Origin of the sequence: Microbispora amethystogenes (assembly GCF_016863015.1) — a bacterium.
Lineage (GTDB): Bacteria > Actinomycetota > Actinomycetes > Streptosporangiales > Streptosporangiaceae > Microbispora > Microbispora amethystogenes.
The window spans coordinates 79,110-95,672 of record NZ_BOOB01000030.1; the positions used below are offsets into that span (position 1 = coordinate 79,110).

General features: G+C 69.8%; 17 protein-coding genes. 13 read left to right on the top strand and 4 right to left on the bottom strand.

What is annotated here, in order from left to right; translation table 11 throughout:
* Nucleotides 1-91: 91 nt before the first annotated feature.
* The 5 genes from Mam01_RS20830 (at nt 92) to Mam01_RS20850 (ending at nt 4,669) form a co-directional block, all read left to right on the top strand.
* Nucleotides 92-697: a hypothetical protein gene (locus tag Mam01_RS20830; protein WP_204286911.1), complete on the top strand. Its 606-nt coding sequence runs from the start codon at nt 92-94 to the stop codon at nt 695-697.
* A gap of 487 nt (nt 698-1,184) precedes the next feature.
* Nucleotides 1,185-1,655, top strand: coding sequence for a hypothetical protein (locus tag Mam01_RS20835; RefSeq protein WP_204286912.1), 471 nt, complete (start codon nt 1,185-1,187; stop codon nt 1,653-1,655).
* A 334-nt stretch (nt 1,656-1,989) separates the two neighbouring features.
* Nucleotides 1,990-2,481: a hypothetical protein gene (locus Mam01_RS20840; protein ID WP_204286913.1), complete on the top strand. Its 492-nt coding sequence runs from the start codon at nt 1,990-1,992 to the stop codon at nt 2,479-2,481.
* A 725-nt stretch (nt 2,482-3,206) separates the two neighbouring features.
* Nucleotides 3,207-3,833 carry a hypothetical protein gene (locus Mam01_RS20845; protein ID WP_204286914.1) on the top strand — a complete coding sequence of 209 codons (627 nt, stop codon included), beginning with the start codon at nt 3,207-3,209 and terminating at the stop codon, nt 3,831-3,833.
* Nucleotides 3,834-4,366: 533 nt separating this feature from the next.
* Entirely contained in the window at nt 4,367-4,669 is a 303-nt protein-coding gene (locus Mam01_RS20850; protein ID WP_204286915.1) for a hypothetical protein, read from the top strand.
* Between the two features lie 150 nt (nt 4,670-4,819).
* Here the strand turns inward: Mam01_RS20850 and ku are convergent, their stop codons facing one another.
* Nucleotides 4,820-5,788, bottom strand: coding sequence for a non-homologous end joining protein Ku (gene ku / locus Mam01_RS20855; RefSeq protein ID WP_204286916.1), 969 nt, complete (start codon nt 5,786-5,788; stop codon nt 4,820-4,822).
* 77 nt (nt 5,789-5,865) lie between these two features.
* On the opposite strand from ku, the gene ligD (Mam01_RS20860) reads away from it, so the two are divergent.
* The 5 genes from ligD (Mam01_RS20860) (at nt 5,866) to Mam01_RS20880 (ending at nt 9,012) form a co-directional block, all read left to right on the top strand.
* On the top strand, nt 5,866-6,822 hold the full coding sequence (gene ligD, locus Mam01_RS20860) for a non-homologous end-joining DNA ligase (RefSeq protein WP_204286917.1): 957 nt from the start codon (nt 5,866-5,868) through the stop codon (nt 6,820-6,822).
* Entirely contained in the window at nt 6,822-7,703 is an 882-nt protein-coding gene (ligD, locus tag Mam01_RS20865; RefSeq protein ID WP_204286918.1) for a non-homologous end-joining DNA ligase, read from the top strand. Before ligD (Mam01_RS20860) ends, ligD (Mam01_RS20865) begins: the two co-directional genes overlap by 1 nt.
* 67 nt (nt 7,704-7,770) lie before the next feature.
* Entirely contained in the window at nt 7,771-7,971 is a 201-nt protein-coding gene (locus tag Mam01_RS20870) for an Rv3202a family protein (protein ID WP_150937971.1), read from the top strand.
* 72 nt (nt 7,972-8,043) lie between these two features.
* Complete coding sequence (locus tag Mam01_RS20875) at nt 8,044-8,664, top strand: TetR/AcrR family transcriptional regulator (protein WP_117409108.1); 621 nt, start codon at nt 8,044-8,046, stop codon at nt 8,662-8,664.
* 117 nt (nt 8,665-8,781) lie between these two features.
* Nucleotides 8,782-9,012, top strand: coding sequence for a DUF3107 domain-containing protein (locus Mam01_RS20880; RefSeq protein WP_204286920.1), 231 nt, complete (start codon nt 8,782-8,784; stop codon nt 9,010-9,012).
* 355 nt (nt 9,013-9,367) lie between these two features.
* Here Mam01_RS20880 and Mam01_RS20885 read toward each other — a convergent pair whose 3' ends face one another.
* On the bottom strand, nt 9,368-10,027 hold the full coding sequence (locus Mam01_RS20885) for a ferritin-like fold-containing protein (RefSeq protein WP_204286921.1): 660 nt from the start codon (nt 10,025-10,027) through the stop codon (nt 9,368-9,370).
* A 452-nt stretch (nt 10,028-10,479) separates the two neighbouring features.
* On the opposite strand from Mam01_RS20885, the gene Mam01_RS37555 reads away from it, so the two are divergent.
* From Mam01_RS37555 to Mam01_RS20900, 3 genes are all read left to right on the top strand, one after another.
* Complete coding sequence (locus Mam01_RS37555; RefSeq protein WP_307820079.1) at nt 10,480-12,657, top strand: DEAD/DEAH box helicase; 2,178 nt, start codon at nt 10,480-10,482, stop codon at nt 12,655-12,657.
* Between the two features lie 380 nt (nt 12,658-13,037).
* Nucleotides 13,038-13,916 carry an alpha/beta fold hydrolase gene (locus tag Mam01_RS20895; protein WP_150937965.1) on the top strand — a complete coding sequence of 293 codons (879 nt, stop codon included), beginning with the start codon at nt 13,038-13,040 and terminating at the stop codon, nt 13,914-13,916.
* A 10-nt stretch (nt 13,917-13,926) separates the two neighbouring features.
* A complete protein-coding gene (locus tag Mam01_RS20900) occupies nt 13,927-14,838 on the top strand; it encodes an oxygenase MpaB family protein (protein WP_204286923.1) in 912 nt (303 codons plus the stop codon).
* On the opposite strand, the gene Mam01_RS20905 is transcribed toward Mam01_RS20900, so the two are convergent.
* Complete coding sequence (locus tag Mam01_RS20905) at nt 14,835-15,824, bottom strand: RecB family exonuclease (protein ID WP_239101481.1); 990 nt, start codon at nt 15,822-15,824, stop codon at nt 14,835-14,837. The genes Mam01_RS20900 and Mam01_RS20905 overlap by 4 nt on opposite strands.
* Nucleotides 15,825-15,828: 4 nt before the next feature.
* Nucleotides 15,829-16,542 (bottom strand): MBL fold metallo-hydrolase, encoded by a 714-nt coding sequence (locus Mam01_RS20910; RefSeq protein ID WP_204286924.1) that lies wholly within the window; start codon nt 16,540-16,542, stop codon nt 15,829-15,831.
* Nucleotides 16,543-16,563: the final 21 nt, after the last annotated feature.

Below are 16,563 nucleotides of genomic sequence, written 5' to 3' on the forward strand. Positions count from 1 at the left end.
CCGCCTCACGGCGGCGACTTACCTGCTGTCACCCCGCCCGTCTCCGTACGGGGCCGGGCGGGGTCGCGATATTCAGAGGAGAACCAACCAGATGTCCGTGTTGAAGAACATCGCCGGGGCTCTTGCCCTCGGCACCGCGCTGGGCGGCGCGGCCGTCGTGCTCGGCGGCGCCGTCGGCGCCGCGGCCGGCGCGACGACCGTCATGGGCGGCTACATCCCCGCTCCGAGCGCTCCGGCCCGCTACTACCCGCGCAGCTACAACACCAACTGGAACGCCAACTCGCAGCGGCAGGGCCACAAGGCGGCCAACCGCAACAAGAACAAGAACAAGAACAAGAACCACGAGTGGCAGCACGCTCGTCAGTCCGAGTACCAGGACCAGTTCCTGATGCGGGACTTCACGCTCGTGCTCACGCCGTTCCAGAAGTCGTCCAACGGCTCGGCCGCGCTGCCGTACAACGCCCAGTGGAGCCAGACGCAGGCGCTGCCCTACTCGAGCCAGTACGACAACACGCAGTCGCAGAACCTGCCGCGCCAGGGCCAGGCCTCGCTCGCCGACCCGAAGACGAACCAGGCGACCGAGATCAACCCGAATCTGAAGGCGAAGAAGCTCGACGTGGACGCCGACATCGACATCAAGAAGAAGGAGGAGAAGAAGAAGAGGGAGATGGCGGACGACTTCGAGGCCGTTCCCTGATCCTGAATGATCGCCGCGCGGCCGGCCGGGACGACCGGCCGCGCCCAGGGAGTGTCAGAGATCTCCTGGCCCCGGGCCGCAGGCCCGGGGCCGGACGAACGTGCCCGTGCTCGCCGCGGTGTGGCTCGGTTTTCCGGCCACGTCCCGAGCACGGGCACTTCCGTCTTCCCCGGCTTCCCCGCCCCTCCGGCTTTTCCCGCCCCTTCCCAGCCCTCCCGGCCCCGGCTCCTGGCCGGCCGCGCCGACGGTCCACCCATCCCGAGAATCGGACATTACGGGACAAGTCACACTTTTATCCTCTAATTCGCGCCATAAAGAGCTATCGGCTGATCAAAAGGCATAGAGCGGAGTTTGTCCGAGGATACCGACGGACATCAACGTAGCGCAGGAACCCGGCCCCGTGAGGGGCCTCAAAGATATCTCCCGGCCGGACAGGCGAGAGATATCGAAGGATGCGGGGGAGATCCAATCCTTTAGGGGGACAGCAATGCGCAAGTTCACGAGGGTTATCGCCGGGCTCGCACTCGGCACCGCGGCCGCGGGCGGCGCCATCGCCATGGGCGCGACGGCGGCGAGCGCGGGGACCGACAACGGGCTCGGCACCTTCGCCTTGTCGAGCCCGCCCATGATGAACAACACCTTCATCCCGTTCGGCGACTTCGGCAATAACAACAACAACTGCGGCAACAACCTCGGCAACGGCAACGGTTGCTGGAACAATAACAACAACAACAACATGTTCTGGAACAACCAGTCGTTCTGGAACCAGAGCGCCTTCACCGACAACGTCGACGACGACTCCAGCTTCGCCGTCATCGGCAAGGACGCCGCCATCGCGTTCCAGGACTCCACCAAGCGGAACAGCAACTTCTTCAACAGCGGCTGGTGGCAGAACAACAACTGGTGGAACAACAACAATAACAACTGCTGGAACAACAACCTCGGCAACGGCTTCTAAACCACTCCGCCGTAACGGCCTGCGAGACAACCGCGCCGTTCGGACTCCGGACGGGTGACGGGACGACCCGGACAGGCACTCGCGGAAGTTCTCCCGCCCTCCGGCGCCGGCGCGGCGCCCCGAGTTGAGCGCAGTCACACGTTCCCACGAAAACCGGGAACGGCCGTTCGATCCGACGCGTGACTCACAAGGGCTCCGGCGGTTCTCTCTCGCCGGAGCCCTGACCTCCACACGACCTCAAGCCTCACGGGGATTCCGAGGCACTTTCTCCGCGCCGTCGGAGAAAGGCCCCGGGAGATCAGGGCACATCGAATCCTGTCAAGGGGGACACGCAATGCCCAAGCTCACCACGATCGTCGCAGGTTTCGCGCTCGGCGCCGCCGTCGCCGGGGGCACACTCGCCATGGGGATGACGGCCGCCGGCGCTTCCAGCGTCGACGACGGCATCGCGAACGGCGACCGGGGCGGCACCGGCGGCATCGCCCAGGACAACCTGGTCGGCAGGAACGCCTTCCCGGTCTTCGCGGTGCCCGTCGAGAACAACAACCTGAACAACAACCGGAACACCCTGCAGCAGAACCAGAACAACAACGACAACAACTCGCTGTGGGGTCAGCAGGGCTTCTGGAACCAGGGCCTGTTCGCCGACCGCCGGAACGACACCTCCGGCTTCGGCATCGTGTGCAAGGGCGTCGCCATCGGCTTCCAGGACAAGACCAACCGCGACAACACCTTCTTCAACAACAACTGGTGGCAGAACAACAACTGGTGGAACAACCGCGACCAGCGCAACAACTGGTGGAACAACAACGAGAACGTGCGCTGAGAGGGCAGGTTCCCAGCGGCCCTGCGAGACGATCACGCCGCGCTGCGAAGGTGACGGAAGAAGCCACGCGCCATCGGGAACTTCCGGCCCCGGACCGGCGGACCGGCGCCGTTGAGTGCAGAAACAGGTCTCTCGGCACATCGGCCGCTCCCGGAGCGGCCTGAGAACCGAGGACAGCCGTCCGACTCTCGACGCACCACCAAGGGCTCCGGCGGGACCTTCCGCCGGAGCCCTGCCTTGTAGGACCCCCTTTTCGAAGCCTCCCGAAGCCCTCCCCCGGTCCTCCCGCAAGCCCTCACCCCCGCCCCCCAGGCCCACAGGCGCAGGCCCCACCGCTGCCGCACATCAGGGCCCTCCTCGTACGGCGCACCGCCGGTCCGTGACCGCCGCCTCGGCACCGCTCCCCGCCACACGCCGGCCCGTCCCGGTTCGCGCCGCCGGCACGAGACACGCGCCATGCCTGTACGGCCCTTCGGAGCAGGGGCGCAAATCGTACCTTTCTCCGCATAAGGCGCATTATCCCTCGAATCAATCCTATAGGCAGCTAATCATTACCCAAAAGCATCAGATCCTCGTTTGTCAGACCCGCACAGAGGAAATCACCCTAGCGTCGGAAGTAAGGCTCGATAAGGGCCATATTGGCAATTCTCACAGCCGGAATATGTGCGGGAAATGCCAGGTACTACGGGCAATCGACAATCGAATCCTGTCAAGGAGGACACATAATGCCCAACCTCAAGAAGGTCATCACCGGCCTCGTTCTGAGCACCGCGGTCGTCGGCGGCGCCATCGCCCTCGGGACCACGGCCGCCAGCGCCGGGGACGGGGACCGGGACGGTGTCGCCGACGGCAACCGGGGCGGCACGGGCGGCATCGCCCAGGGGAACACCGGCCTGGGCAACGGGCTCTTCCCCGGCTTCACCACGGGCACCGACAACAACGGCGTCTCCAACGGCAACCGGGGCGGCACGGGCGGCATCGCCCAGGGGAACACCGGCCTGGGCAACGGCGTCGGCCAGGGCTTCCCTGCCTTCGCCACCGCCAACCCCTTCGTCGACGGTAACAACCGGAACAACAACGCCAACAACAACAACCACTTCAACAACAACCAGTTCAACAACGGCAACAACTGGTGGTGGGACCAGCGGGGGTACTGGGGCCAGAACCTCTACAAGGACGGCAAGGACGACCACTCCGCGTTCGGCGTCGTCGCCAAGGACGTCGCCCTCGGCTTCCAGGACAAGACGAACCGGGACAACAACTGGTTCCACAACAACTGGTGGCAGAACAACGGCTGGTACAACAACAACGACCGGTTCGACCGCAACAACTGGAACCGCCTGCGCCAGTAACGGGGCTGCTCCGTTCTCGCGGTATCGCTTCAACGGGGCACGGAGGGGCGGGGTGAGTGGTCCCGCTCTCCCGCCTCCGTCCCGCGACAAAAACGAAGAAGAGTGCAGACAAGCGGTTTCCGAGGTGCCGGGCGTCCGGCGCGGATAATCGCCCATCGATTCTCTATGGCATGAGACAAGGGCTCCGGCGGAGGTTCTCGCCGGAGCCCTGACCTTTGCCCGGCCCAGGACGGCGGGCGGAAACCACGGTCACGAGGATTGGGAGAGCCGGAGGCGGGGAATGCGGCCGGGCGAGTACCCTCCGGCACTGCCGGTGAATCGCGGACCGGACACCGACTGCGTCAGCAACCGGTTAACCCGTGCCATGGGTCGCAACGAGAGTTCAAACTCTCCCTCGCCGCGTTTGGCCGCGGGCCCCTTCGGCAATCTAGACACCACGGCGATGACCGGACATATAGGTCAGAACCGGACATCTCCGGTTCCCACCGGAGAAGTCAGAACTACGGGCAATCCATCCTTCGAGGAGGGCCTCTATGCCCAAATTCCGGAACGTCATCACCGGTCTGGCGGTCAGCACGGCAATGGCCGGCGGCGCGCTCGCTCTGAGCACCGTCAGCGCCCACGCCTCCACCCCGACCACCGCCACCATCGTCACCAAGTGGGGCTGCGGCTGGGACGGCCACGGGCACGGCCGCAACTACAACAAGAACAAGCTCGTGAACCGGAACGACTTCCGCAGCTTCAAGTACTACAGGATCAAGAAGGTCAACCGGAACACCGCCGCCTTCGCGTCCGGCGACGCGGTCGTCGACATCGACGGCGACGACGACGACTGATCCGGACGGCGCTACCCGGCGCCGCTTCCTTCCGCACCGTGAACAATCCGCACGGTGGACAATCCGTACAGTGAACAAGCCCCGGCGGGACAGCCGCCGGGGCTCCCGTGGATCGGCGAGGCAGCGCGAGGAAGCAGGCGGGCCGAACGATCAGGCGGAGCGGCGGGTCTTGCGCTTCCTGGGGGCGCTCTCCTCCTCCGCGCCGTCCGAGGCCGCCTTGCCGTCACTCTTCGCGGCACTCTTCGCGGCAGGCTTCGCAGCACTCTTCCCGGCGCTCTTCGCCGAACTCCCCGCCGCGCTCTTCGCGGCCGTCCTCTCCTGCGGCTTCGCCGCCTCGGCGCCCTGGCGTTCCCGCTTCGCGGCCTCGACGCTGGCGCGCAGCGCGGCCATGAGGTCGACGGCCGGGCCCTGCTCGGCGGGCGCCTCGGGCGCCACGATCTCCCTGCCCGCGACCTTGGCCTCGATGACCTCCTGCAGGGCCTCACGGTAGGCGTCCGTGTACTCCGCCGGATCGAAGTCGGCCACCATCGTGTCGATCAGCGACTCGGCCATCTTCAGTTCCTGTGGCCGCACCGGGACGTCCTCCTCCAGGAAGCCGAAGTCGGCCTCGCGGATCTCGTCCGGCCAGAGCATCGTCTCCAGCACGAACACGCCGTCCCGGACGCGCAGCGCGGCCAGCGACTCCCGCTGGCGGAGGGCGATCTTCACGACCGCCACCTGCCCCGACCGCTCCAGGGCGTCCCGCAGCAGCACGTACGGCTTCGCCCCCTGCCCGTCGGGCTCCAGATAGTAGGACTTCGCGAAGTAGATGGGGTCGATCTGGTCGGCGGGGGTGAACTGCAGCACGTCGATCCGCCGCGAGGTGGTCAGCGGCAGGTCGGCGAAGTCGTCGTCGGTCAGCACGACCATCTCACCGGTCGGAAGCTCGTACCCCTTGGCGATGTCGGCGTACGGCACCTCCTCGCCGTCGACCGAGCAGACCCTCTTGTACTTGATCCGCCCGCCGTCCTCCCGGTGCACCTGATGGAAGCTGACGTCCTTCTGTTCGGTCGCGGAGTACAGCTTGATGGGAATGGTGACCAGACCGAACGAGATGGCGCCTTTCCAGATGCTCCGCATGGCTACATTCTCGTCTCTGTGTTCGAATACCGCTATGCTGGGATTCAAGGGAGTTACCTCATGGGCAGGTACCCACTATGGCGGTGCCGTACCCGGTCGAACCCATGCTCGCGGTCGCCGGCGAGCTTCCCCGAAACCCCGGCGACTACGCCCTTGAGGTGAAGTGGGACGGCATCCGCGCGCTCGCGTACGTCGACGGCGGGGTGGTGCGGGTGACCGGCCGGCACGGCGCCGACTTCACCTCCCGCTACCCCGAGATCGCCGCCGCCATGGCCCCGCTCGCCGGGCACCGGGCGGTCGTCGACGGCGAGGTGGTCGTCTTCGACCACGAGGGACGGCCGAGTTTCGCCCGGCTGCAGCGCCGCATGCACGTGACCGATCCGGCGGGCGCCCACGTGCTCGGCCTCCTGCCGGCGTCCTACCTCCCCTTCGACCTGCTCCATCTGGACGGGCACACGCTGCTCGACCTGCCGTACCGGGACCGGCGGGCGCTGCTCGACTCGCTCGGCCTGGGCGCGCCGCCGTCCTTCCCCTGCGAACCGGAGGTCGTGGAGGCGACCAGGCGGCAGGGGCTGGAGGGCGTGGTCGCCAAGCGCCTCGACTCGCCGTACCTGCCGGGGCGCAGGACGGACTGGTGGATCAAGGTCAAGAACCTGCGCACCACCGAGGTGGTCGTCGGCGGCTGGCGGCCCGGCAAGGGCCGCCGCGCGGGCGGCGTCGGCTCGCTCCTGCTCGGCGTGTACGGCGGGCCTCCCCCGGGCGCTCTCCTCTTCGCGGGGCATGTGGGGACCGGCTTCACCGACGCCGTGCTGGACGACATCCGCGGCCTGATTGAGCCGCTCGAGATCGGGCAGAGCCCCTTCTCTGGCGGGCTGCCGAGAGAGATCTCCAGGAATGCCCGCTGGCTCCGGCCCGAAGTGGTCGGCGAGGTGGCGTTCAGTATGTGGACCCGCGACGGACGGCTGCGCAACCCGGTGTGGCGCGGCGTCCGCGTGGACAAGATCCCCGCGGAGGTGCGGCGGGAGGAGCGGTGATGACGGAGAAGGTGCGGGTGAAGGTCGAGGACCGGATGCTGGTCCTGACCAACCTGGACAAGGTCCTCTATCCCGGCACCGGGTTCACCAAGGCCGAGGTGATCGACTACTACACCCGGATCTCCCCGGTCCTGCTCCCGCATCTGCGCGGGCGTCCGCTCACGGTCAAGCGCTATCCGAACGGCGCGGACGCCGCGTTCTTCTTCGAGAAGAACGCCCCCGACCACACGCCCGACTGGGTCCGTACGGTGACCCTCCCCGCGCCGGGCAGCACGAAGAACCGCGAGGAGATCGAGTTCGCGGTCGTGGAGGACCTGCCCACACTCGTCTACTACGCCAACCTGGCCGCGCTGGAGATCCACGTGCCGATGTGGCGGGTGGCAAAGGACGGCGAGCCGCAGCCGCCCGACACCCTCGTCTTCGACCTCGATCCCGGGGCGCCGGCCACGATCGTCGACTGCTGCCGGGTCGCCGTCCTGCTGCGGCGGGCGCTGGCCGACGACGGCCTGGAGAGCCATCCGAAGACCAGCGGCAACAAGGGCATGCAGCTCTACGTCCCGTGGGACCGCGGGCCCGGCACCTCCGACTACGCCAAGGCGCTGGCCCGGCGGATGCAGGAGGAACACCCCTTCGTGACCAGTGTGATGGCCAGGAAGGAAAGGCCGGGCAAGGTCTTCATCGACTGGAGCCAGAACAATCCGGCCAAGACCACCGTCGCGCCGTACTCGCTGCGCGCCAACCCGCTGCCGACCGTGTCGACGCCCCTGCGGTGGGAGGAGGTCGAGGCGTGCGAGAACCCGGAGCAGCTCGTCTTCACCTCCTCCGACGTGCTGAAGCGCGTCGCGGAACACGGCGACCTGTTCGTGCCCCTTGGCGCTTAGCCCGGCCGCACCCCTGGCCGTAGTGTTGGACCTGTCGCAGCCGACCGTCGAACGGAAGGAAGATCACATGCCAGAGATGGAGCCCCTCGACGAGGTCGCCGAGGAGATCTCGATCGAGGCGCCGGAAGCCGACGCGGTCGAGCAGCACCAGCTCGTCAAGGTCGCCGAGGACAGGCGCTGGCCCGAGCGCGTTCCGTTCGACGCCGACCCGGCCGACGTGACCGAGCAGGAGCGCACGGTCGACCTCGACGACGACGACTATCGCTGATCACGGATACCGACACGTAGGATGAGGCCCCGGGGCGGGAGCCCCCGATGCGCTTTGTGCAAGGAGACTGCCGTGACCGCTACCCCGGACGCCAAGCCCCGGGGCACCCGGCTGCCCCGGATGGCCCGCCGCCGCCAGTTGCTGAGCGCGGCGCAGGAAGTGTTCGTGGAGAACGGCTACCACGCCGCGGCGATGGACGAGATCGCCGAGCGGGCCGGGGTGAGCAAGCCGGTGCTCTACCAGCACTTCCCGGGCAAGCTTGAGCTGTATCTCGCGCTGCTCGACCTGCACGTCGACGACATGGTGAACCGGTGCCGCCAGGCGCTCGAGTCCACCACCGACAACAAGCAGCGGGTGCAGGCGGCCATCGGCGCCTTCTTCGACTTCGTGTCGAGCCAGGGAGAGGCCTTCCGGCTGGTCTTCGAGTCCGACCTGCGCAACGTGGCGCCCGTACGGCAGCGCATGGAGCGCTCGCTGTACGAGAGCGCCGAGGCGATCAGCCGGGTGATCCAGGAGGACACCGGCTGCTCCAGCGACGAGGCGCACCTGCTCGGCGTCGGCCTGGTCGGCATGGCCGAGGTGAGCGCGCGCTACTGGCTGAGCAGCCACGGCTCGATCCCCAAGGAGGCGGCGACGCAGTTGATGGCACGCCTGGCCTGGCGCGGCATCAGCGGTTTTCCCCGCACCGGCTGACCGGGTCTCCGGAATCCAGTTCGCCGGAATCCTGTTCGCTTGACGCGATCACAGAGCTCGCCGCGCCGCGGGGCGACGACGATGGGGAGAGACCAGCCCTCGCGAAAGGGGAGCCTTATGGAAATAAAGATCGGCGTGCAGTCGGTGCACCGCGAGCTCGTGGTGGAGACCGACCTGTCGGCCGAGCAGATCGAAGAGGAGCTCCGCAAGGCGCTCGCCTCGGACAAGGGCGTCTTCTCCCTGACCGACACGAAGGGCCGCCGGGTGGTCGTCCCCGTGACCTCGCTCGGGTTCGTCGAGATCGGCGAGGACGAGACGCGGCCCGTCGGCTTCGGCGGAACTCTCTGATCTGGACCGTCCGACTCACAGACCGTCCGGTTTGAAGAATGTCTGACGTGCGGCCGGAGCCGGCCGACGGCGCGGGTGTCCCGCGACGTGCGGCGTGCCGACGGCCGGATCCGGCCGCCCGGGTCAGGACCGCTTGTAACCGCATCCGCGGGGACGACGGGTGAGATCCGCCCGATGCGGATCGTCCCGTCTTCCGCCGATCGTCGGACAGCCCGTGCTTCCTCTCCGCAGGATCGGGCGGGGAGTCCAGCTGTTCGGCCCACATCTTGTCAAGGAACTGCCGTAGCGGCGCGAGGCCCTCATGCTCGCACCGTACATCCGTTTGCCGGATGCGCGAATCAGGAACGGCGAGGTTTCACCCGTTGGGGGTGAGGCCGAGCTCCGTCATCCGCCTGCCGTGCTCCTCGGTCAGCCGGGCGAACATCCGGCCCACCTCCGCCAGATCCTCGCCCTGCTCGCCCACGAGCAGCGCGGCGAGGTGTGGACGGGCGGCCGCCAGCCGCTGCCCCTGGCTCAGCGCCTCGCCGACCATCCGGCGCGCCCACAGCGCGAGCCGCCCGCACAGGCGCGGATCGGCGTCGAGCGCGGCGCGCATCCGCTCCACCGCGAACTCCGAACGGCTCCCGTCGGCCAGCACCTCGTCGACCAGGGCGATGATCGAGGGATCGGCGTGGCGGGCGGCCTCGCGGTAGAAGTCGCCCGCGATCCCCACCCCCACGTAGGCCTTCACCAGCGCCTCGTACCAGTCCTTCGGCCTGGTCTGGGCGTGCCAGGCGTCGATCGCCTCGACGAAGGGCGCCATCGCCTCCTCCGGATCGGCCCCGAGGGAGGCGATCCGGTCGCGCAGCACCCGGAAGTGCCCGTACTCGGTCGCGGCCACGTCCCCGAGCGCCGCCCTGTCGTTCAGCGTCGGCGCGAACAGCGCGGCGTCCTCGGCCAGCCTGAGGAAGGCGGTGAGCTCGGCGTACGCGAGGACACCCAGCAGGTCGACGATCCCGGGAGACGAATCACTCATGGATGCAGCGTAAGGGTCGGCGGGGCGCCCGCGGAGCCACCCGGTCCGGTCCGGCGGAACCCCTTCGGCACCCCGTACGACCCCCCGCAGGACAACAACTTTTAGTGAGAAGTCGCGGAAATCGGTTCCGTGTTGTGGTATCGAGTAGACTGCTTCGTGGAAGTGCGACCGCACTGGCCAACAACCAGCACTGGCTGACAACCGAGCCGACCCGGGGTCTCCCCCGGACCTCAGGAACCAGTGGATGCCGCGGTCGCTGTTCACGACGAGGGCGCGACTGTCCGCGAGGACCCGGACCGGGAAAGATCTGCCGGCCGGATGTCCCGGAGGGCCGCCTTCACAGATTGAGGCAGGCCACGCTGACAACGACGTTCCGAGACCTGGGAGTCATCCCGGAGATCGCCGATGCCCTCGAGACCGAGGGCATCACTTCACCGTTCCCGATTCAGGAGATGGCGCTCCCGCTGGCGCTGGCCGGCCAGGACGTCATCGGGCAGGCGCGCACGGGCACCGGCAAGACCTATGCCTTCGGCGTCGCCATGCTCCAACTGGTCGGCAAGCCGAGGAAGAACCGCAAGAAGCCCCGCGGTCTCGTCCTCGTCCCCACGCGCGAACTGGCCCTTCAGGTGACCGAGGACCTGGTCCTCGCCGCCGGGAAGCTGGGGTCGCGCATCCTCACCGTCTACGGCGGCCGTGCGTACGAGCCGCAGATCGAGGCGCTCAAGAACGGCGTCGACGTGATCGTCGGCACCCCTGGGCGGCTGCTCGACCTGGTCAAGCAGAAGCACCTCGACCTGAGCCAGATCACCATGCTCGTCCTCGACGAGGCCGACCGCATGCTCGATCTCGGGTTCCTCCCGGACATCGAGCGGATCATCAAGCTCGTGCCGGACGACCGCCAGACCATGCTGTTCTCGGCCACGATGCCCGGCGAGATCGTGAACCTGTCCCGCCGCTATCTCGACCGGCCCACCCGCGTGCGCGCGGAGAGCAGCACGGCCGAGGCCGAGACGACCACGCTCACCACGCAGCACGTGTACCGCACGCACCGCATGGACAAGATCGAGATTCTCGGGCGGCTGCTGCAGAGCAGGGGCGCCGGGCTCACGATGGTGTTCTGCGAGACCAAGCGGGCCTGTGACATGGTCGCCGAGCAGCTCAAGGAAAAGGGCTTCGCGGTGGCGGCCGTCCACGGCGACCTCGGTCAGGGCCAGCGCGAGCAGGCGCTGCGCGCCTTCCGCAACGGCAAGATCAACGTGCTGGTGGCGACCGACGTCGCGGCGCGCGGCATCGACATCGACGACGTGACCCACGTCGTCAACTACGACTGCCCGCAGGACGAGAAGGCCTACGTCCACCGGATCGGCCGCACCGGCCGGGCGGGCCGCACCGGCGTCGCGGTGACCTTCGTCGAGTGGACCGAGCTGACCCGCTGGAAGGTCATCAACAACGCCCTCTCGCTGGACTTCGCCGATCCCGTCGAGACCTATTCGAGCTCCCCGCACCTGTACGGCGAACTCGACATCCCTGAGGGCACCAGGAGCGTGCTGCCGCGCGCCCAGCGCTCGCGCGCGGGTCTGGAGTCCGAGGAGATCGAGGACCTCGGCGAGACCGGGCGCACCCGCTCCAACGGCAGGTCCGACCGGGGCGGGCGCGGCCGTGACCGCGACCGCGACAACACCGAGGAGCGCCGGGAGCGCCCCGCCCGCACCCGCGAGCGGCGGCGGACCCGTGGCGGGCGCCTCCAGGAGGCCGAAGGGTCCTCCTCCGGCGACGCCGGCGCCCCGACCTCCCAGGCCGCCGACCAGGTGGGGGACGGCTCCGGGTCGCCCGAGCAGACCCAGGCTCAGGTCCAGACTCAGGTTCAGGGACGCAGGTCCCGGCGAGGGGGCGCCAACACGGACGCCCTGACCGGCGCGCTGGCCGAGGTCCCGGCCGCACGGCCCCAGGAGGAGCAGGCGGGCGGACCGCCGGCCGGTGCGGCGTCCGAGCCGGAGGCGGCCCCGCGCCGGGCCTCCCGCCGCAGGACCCGCGCCACCGAAACGGCCGGCTCCCCGGCCACCGAGCCCCAGATCGACGAGCCCCGGATCGACGAGCCCCGGATCGAGGAGCCCCGGATCGAGGAGCCACAGGCCGACGAGCCGCGAAGCGGGGACCAGCCGGTCGCCGCACCGGTTGCGGAGCCCGTCACCGCACCCGTCACCGCGTCCACTGCGGAGCCCGTCGCGGACCGGCCCGCCCGCCGCCGCGGGACCCGCGCCGGAGCCACCGGTACGGAGGACGCCCCGGCTGTCTCCGCGTCTGTCTCCGCGTCTGTCTCCGCGGACCGGCCCACGCGCCGCCGTACGCGGAGCACGGACGCGGGCGCCCCTGACGAGGCGCTGTCCGTCCCGTCGGTGCCGTCGGTGCCGTCGGCCGAGGTGACCGTGAACGGCGTGGCGGACGAGCCCGTCCGGCCGCCGGTCGCCCGGCAGGAGCCGGAACGGATCATTCCGGCCAGCCCGTTCATGGTCGTGTTCAAGTCTCCCGACCTCGCGACCGACGACGACGATCCCGCTCCGTCCGCCGCGACCGAGCGCGCCCAGCAGCGGCGCCGCCCGCCCCGGCCGCGCCCGCGCCGTACGGGGTGAGGGGCCGGACACGGCCCGCTCGTCGATGAGCACGATCACCAGGGCAGGGAGAGCGCCGGACACCCGGCGCGCTCCCTGCCTTTTCACGTGGGCGCCTTCACATGTGGGCGCCTCTGCACGTTGGGCGCCTCTACACGCGGGCGCCTTCGTACGTGGGCACGGTCCCCCTGGCGGGCCGCCACGTTCGCAGTGGGTATGACCTGGACAGGAGGCACGCGTCATGACCACCCGGACTCTCTCTTCCCGGCCGGTCCACAACCGGCTTGGATATTTCGACGGTGTCGCCGGAGTCTCCGCTGGGTATCGTGATGCCACGTGAGTGAGCGAGCCTTCAGCAGACGGTCCATGCCGGGGATCCCGGGTGAGATGGAGGAGGTCTCGTGAGCACGCCACGGTTCCTGACCCTCCCTCCGGGCGTCAGCAGCGAGCAGATCGAGACACCGCTGGGCTCGTTCGCGGCCCTGGAGGCGCTTCCCGTGAGCGGGATCCCCGAGCGCTGGCCCGCCCTCCTCGTCCCCGGCTTCACCGGGTCGAAGGAGGACTTCATCTCCGTCCTGCAGACCCTCGCGCAGGCCGGCCGCCGGGTGATCGCGGTCGACATGCGCGGGCAGTACGAGACGCCGGGCCCCGACGACCCGGCGGCGTACACGTGCGGGGCGCTCGGCGCGGACGTCGACGCGATCGCCGCAGCCGTCGGGCAAGGCGAGCCGGTGCACCTCATGGGGCACTCCTTCGGCGGCCTCGTCGCCCGTGAGGCCGCGCTGAACGGCGCCGCCAGATTCGCCTCGCTCACGCTCATGAGCTCCGGGCCCGCCGGGATCATCGGACCCCGGGAGAAGATGGGCCGGGTGATGCTCGCCGAACTGCCCGAGTACGGCCTGGACTACCTGTGGTCCAACCGGCTGGAGCCGGAGGCGCTGAAGGCGGGGGTCCCGGACGACATCGTGGCGTTCCTGCGCAAGCGGCTGCTGTCCAACCACCCCACCGGGCTCATGGCCATGGCGCACGAGGTGCTGGGCGCCACCGACCGGTGCGACGAGCTCGCCCTGTGCGACCTCGACCTCCTGGTCCTGTACGGCGAGCACGACGACGGCTGGCCGCCGCCGTTGCAGGCCGAGATGGCCCGGCGGCTCGACGCGGAGTGCGTCGTCGTGCCGGGGGCGCTCCACTCGCCCGCCGTCGAGGCGCCCGAGACCACCGCCGCCGCCCTGACCCGCTTCTGGAACGCGGCCGAGAGCCGGCTGCTCCAGCACGGCTGACGCGACGGCCATGACCGGGGTCAGCGGTCCCACCGTCCAGCCTCCCGAGTCCGTGACGTGGCAGGTCCACGTCGACCGGGCCATGTGGGTGGGCGGCGTCCGCGGCCTGATGCTGCAGGCCCTGCATCCGCTCGCGATGCGGGGCGTGTGGCAGAACTCCGACTTCCGGGAGGACCCCTTCGGGCGGCTGCGCCGTACGGCCGACTTCGTGGGCCGCGTGACGTACGGCAGCCCGGAGGAGGCCGAGCGCGTCGCGAGGCGGGTCCGCAAGATCCACCGGGCGCTGCGCGTCCACGACCCCGACACGGGCCGGGTCCACCGGGTGGACGACCCCGAGCTGCTGCTGTGGGTCCACTGCGCGGAGGTCACGTCCTACCTGGAGGTCGTCCGGCGGGCGGGCGCCCGGATCACCGACCGGCAGGCCGACCGCTACCTCGCCGAGCAGCGGCGCAGCGCGGCGTACGTCGGGCTGCGCCAGGATGACGTGCCGGGCACCATGCGCGAGATGGACGACTACTTCGCCCGGATGCGGCCCAGCCTGCGGGTCATCCCCGAGTCGGCCGCCGCCGTCCGGTTCCTGCTCTGGCCGCGCCTGCCGGAGCACCTGCGGTTCCTGTCTCCGGCGAGGCCCGTCTACTTCCCGTTCGGCGCGCTCTGCTACTACACGCTGCCGCGCTGGGCCCGCCGCATGTACGGCGTGCTGCCCGAGGTGCCGGGGATCGCCGTCACCGCGGCGCTGCGGGCCTTCCGGCTCACCATGAACAGCATTCCCGACCCGGTGCACCAGCGCGTGCTCGACGAGGGCACCAGGGCCATGCTGCGGGCCTCCCGGGAGCGCCTCGGCGCGGCCGGGTACGACGTCGGCCAGGGCCTCCGGGCGCTGACCGATCCGCGTCGGCACCCGGGAGCCGACCGGCGCTAGCCGGGGACCTCCTCGGCCGTGGGGAGGCCGTCCCAGGGCAGGCGGTCAGGGGAGGCGGCCCGTCCCTCCGGGCAGTGCGCACGGAAGTCGCACCACGAGCAGATGGGGCCCGGCTCGGGCGGGAACAACGCGTCGATCTCCGGCGGCACCGCGACGGCCGCGCCGTCCTCCGCGGACGCGCCCTCCCCTCGCCTCGGGGCCGGCACGGCACCCCCCGCACGGCCCTGTGTCCGGCCCTGTGTCCGGCCCTGTGTGCGGCCGCTCGCGCGGGCGGCGGGCCCGGCCCACTCCCGGTAGGCGTCGTCGGCGTCCGCCGCCTCCAGGCCGATCTCCTCGGCCCGGCGCAGGTGGCGGGCCAGCGACTCCTCACCGTGCTCCCACTCCGCGACCGAGCCGGTGGGCAGGTGGTGCAGTTCCACCCGGTGGCAGGGGCGGCGCATCATGCGGGACGAGGCGATCGCGTAGACGGCGAGCGCGAGCGAGGACCGGGCGTCGTCGGGCGTCAGCGGACGGCGTCCGGTCTTGTAGTCGACCACCACCAGTTCGTCCCCGCGCCGGTCGAGCCGGTCGATCCGGCCGGACAGGGCGAGCACGGACGTGCGCGTGGCGACCGTCCGCTCGACGCCCACGGGCTCGTCGGCCGGGTCGAGCGTCGCGACGTAGGAGGAGACCATCTCGCGGGCCCGGTCCCGCCAGGCCGCCGACTGCTCCTCGTCCCTGAACCCCTCGCGGAGCCAGCCGCCGGTCAGCAGGGTGGCCGCCACGACCGGCGTGCGCCGCTCGTACGGCTCCCGCCACCACGCGGCCAGCGCGTTGTGCACGGAGGCCCCCACGCTGTTGTGGGCCCACGGAGGGCCCTTGCGCGGGGCCGGCCGGTCGAGATAGGTGAAGCGGTAGCGGCGCCGGCAGTCGAGCCAGGTGTTCAGGCGTGACGGAGTGCAGGTGTAGAGCCGCCTCGGCATGCCGTCGAGGCCGAGCTGCTCCACGGCCCTACTCGTCGCGGTTCAGCGCGATGCCGGACACGCCGGTGCCGTCCACCAGCGGCGACGTCGGCTCGGCCTCCTCCTGGGCGCCGGTCAGCGACCCCGACAGCCAGCGGTCGAACTCCGGCTCCAGGTCGCCGATCCTGCCCTCCTCGCCGTGCGCGGGCAGCACCCTGGTCTCGTGCGGCAGCGTGAAGAGCCGCTCGCCGATGGACGTGAGCTGGTCGGCGAGGGCGGGATACTCCCCGCCGAGCTTGCCCGGCCCGTCCATGAGCAGGGTCTTCCCGGTGAAGACCGCCGCGAGGTCCTCGCAGTAGAGCGAGACACCGCCCGTGGTCACGCCGGGGGTGGCGAGCACCTCAAGCTCGACGTCGGCGACGGAGAACAGTCCCTCGTCCTCCATCTCGATGTCGGGCCAGGTCTCCTCCCAGGTCTGCCGCCACAGGCGCCTGTCCTTGGCGTGGACGGCGATCACCGCCTCGTCCCTGGCCGCCACCTCGATCGCGGCGCCCACGTGGTCGGGCAGCCCGTGGGTGCAGATGACGGCGAGGACCTCGCGGTCGCCGACCTTCTCCAGGATCTTCTCGGCGTCCCGCGCCGGGTCGATGACGATCACCTCGTCGTCGTCGCCCAGGATCCAGGTGTTGTTCTCGACCTTGTGCTCTTCGCCCTCGATGTCCACGAGGCCCGAGGTCACCACTCGTTCGATACGCGCTGTCACGGCTCAGAACCTTACTATCCC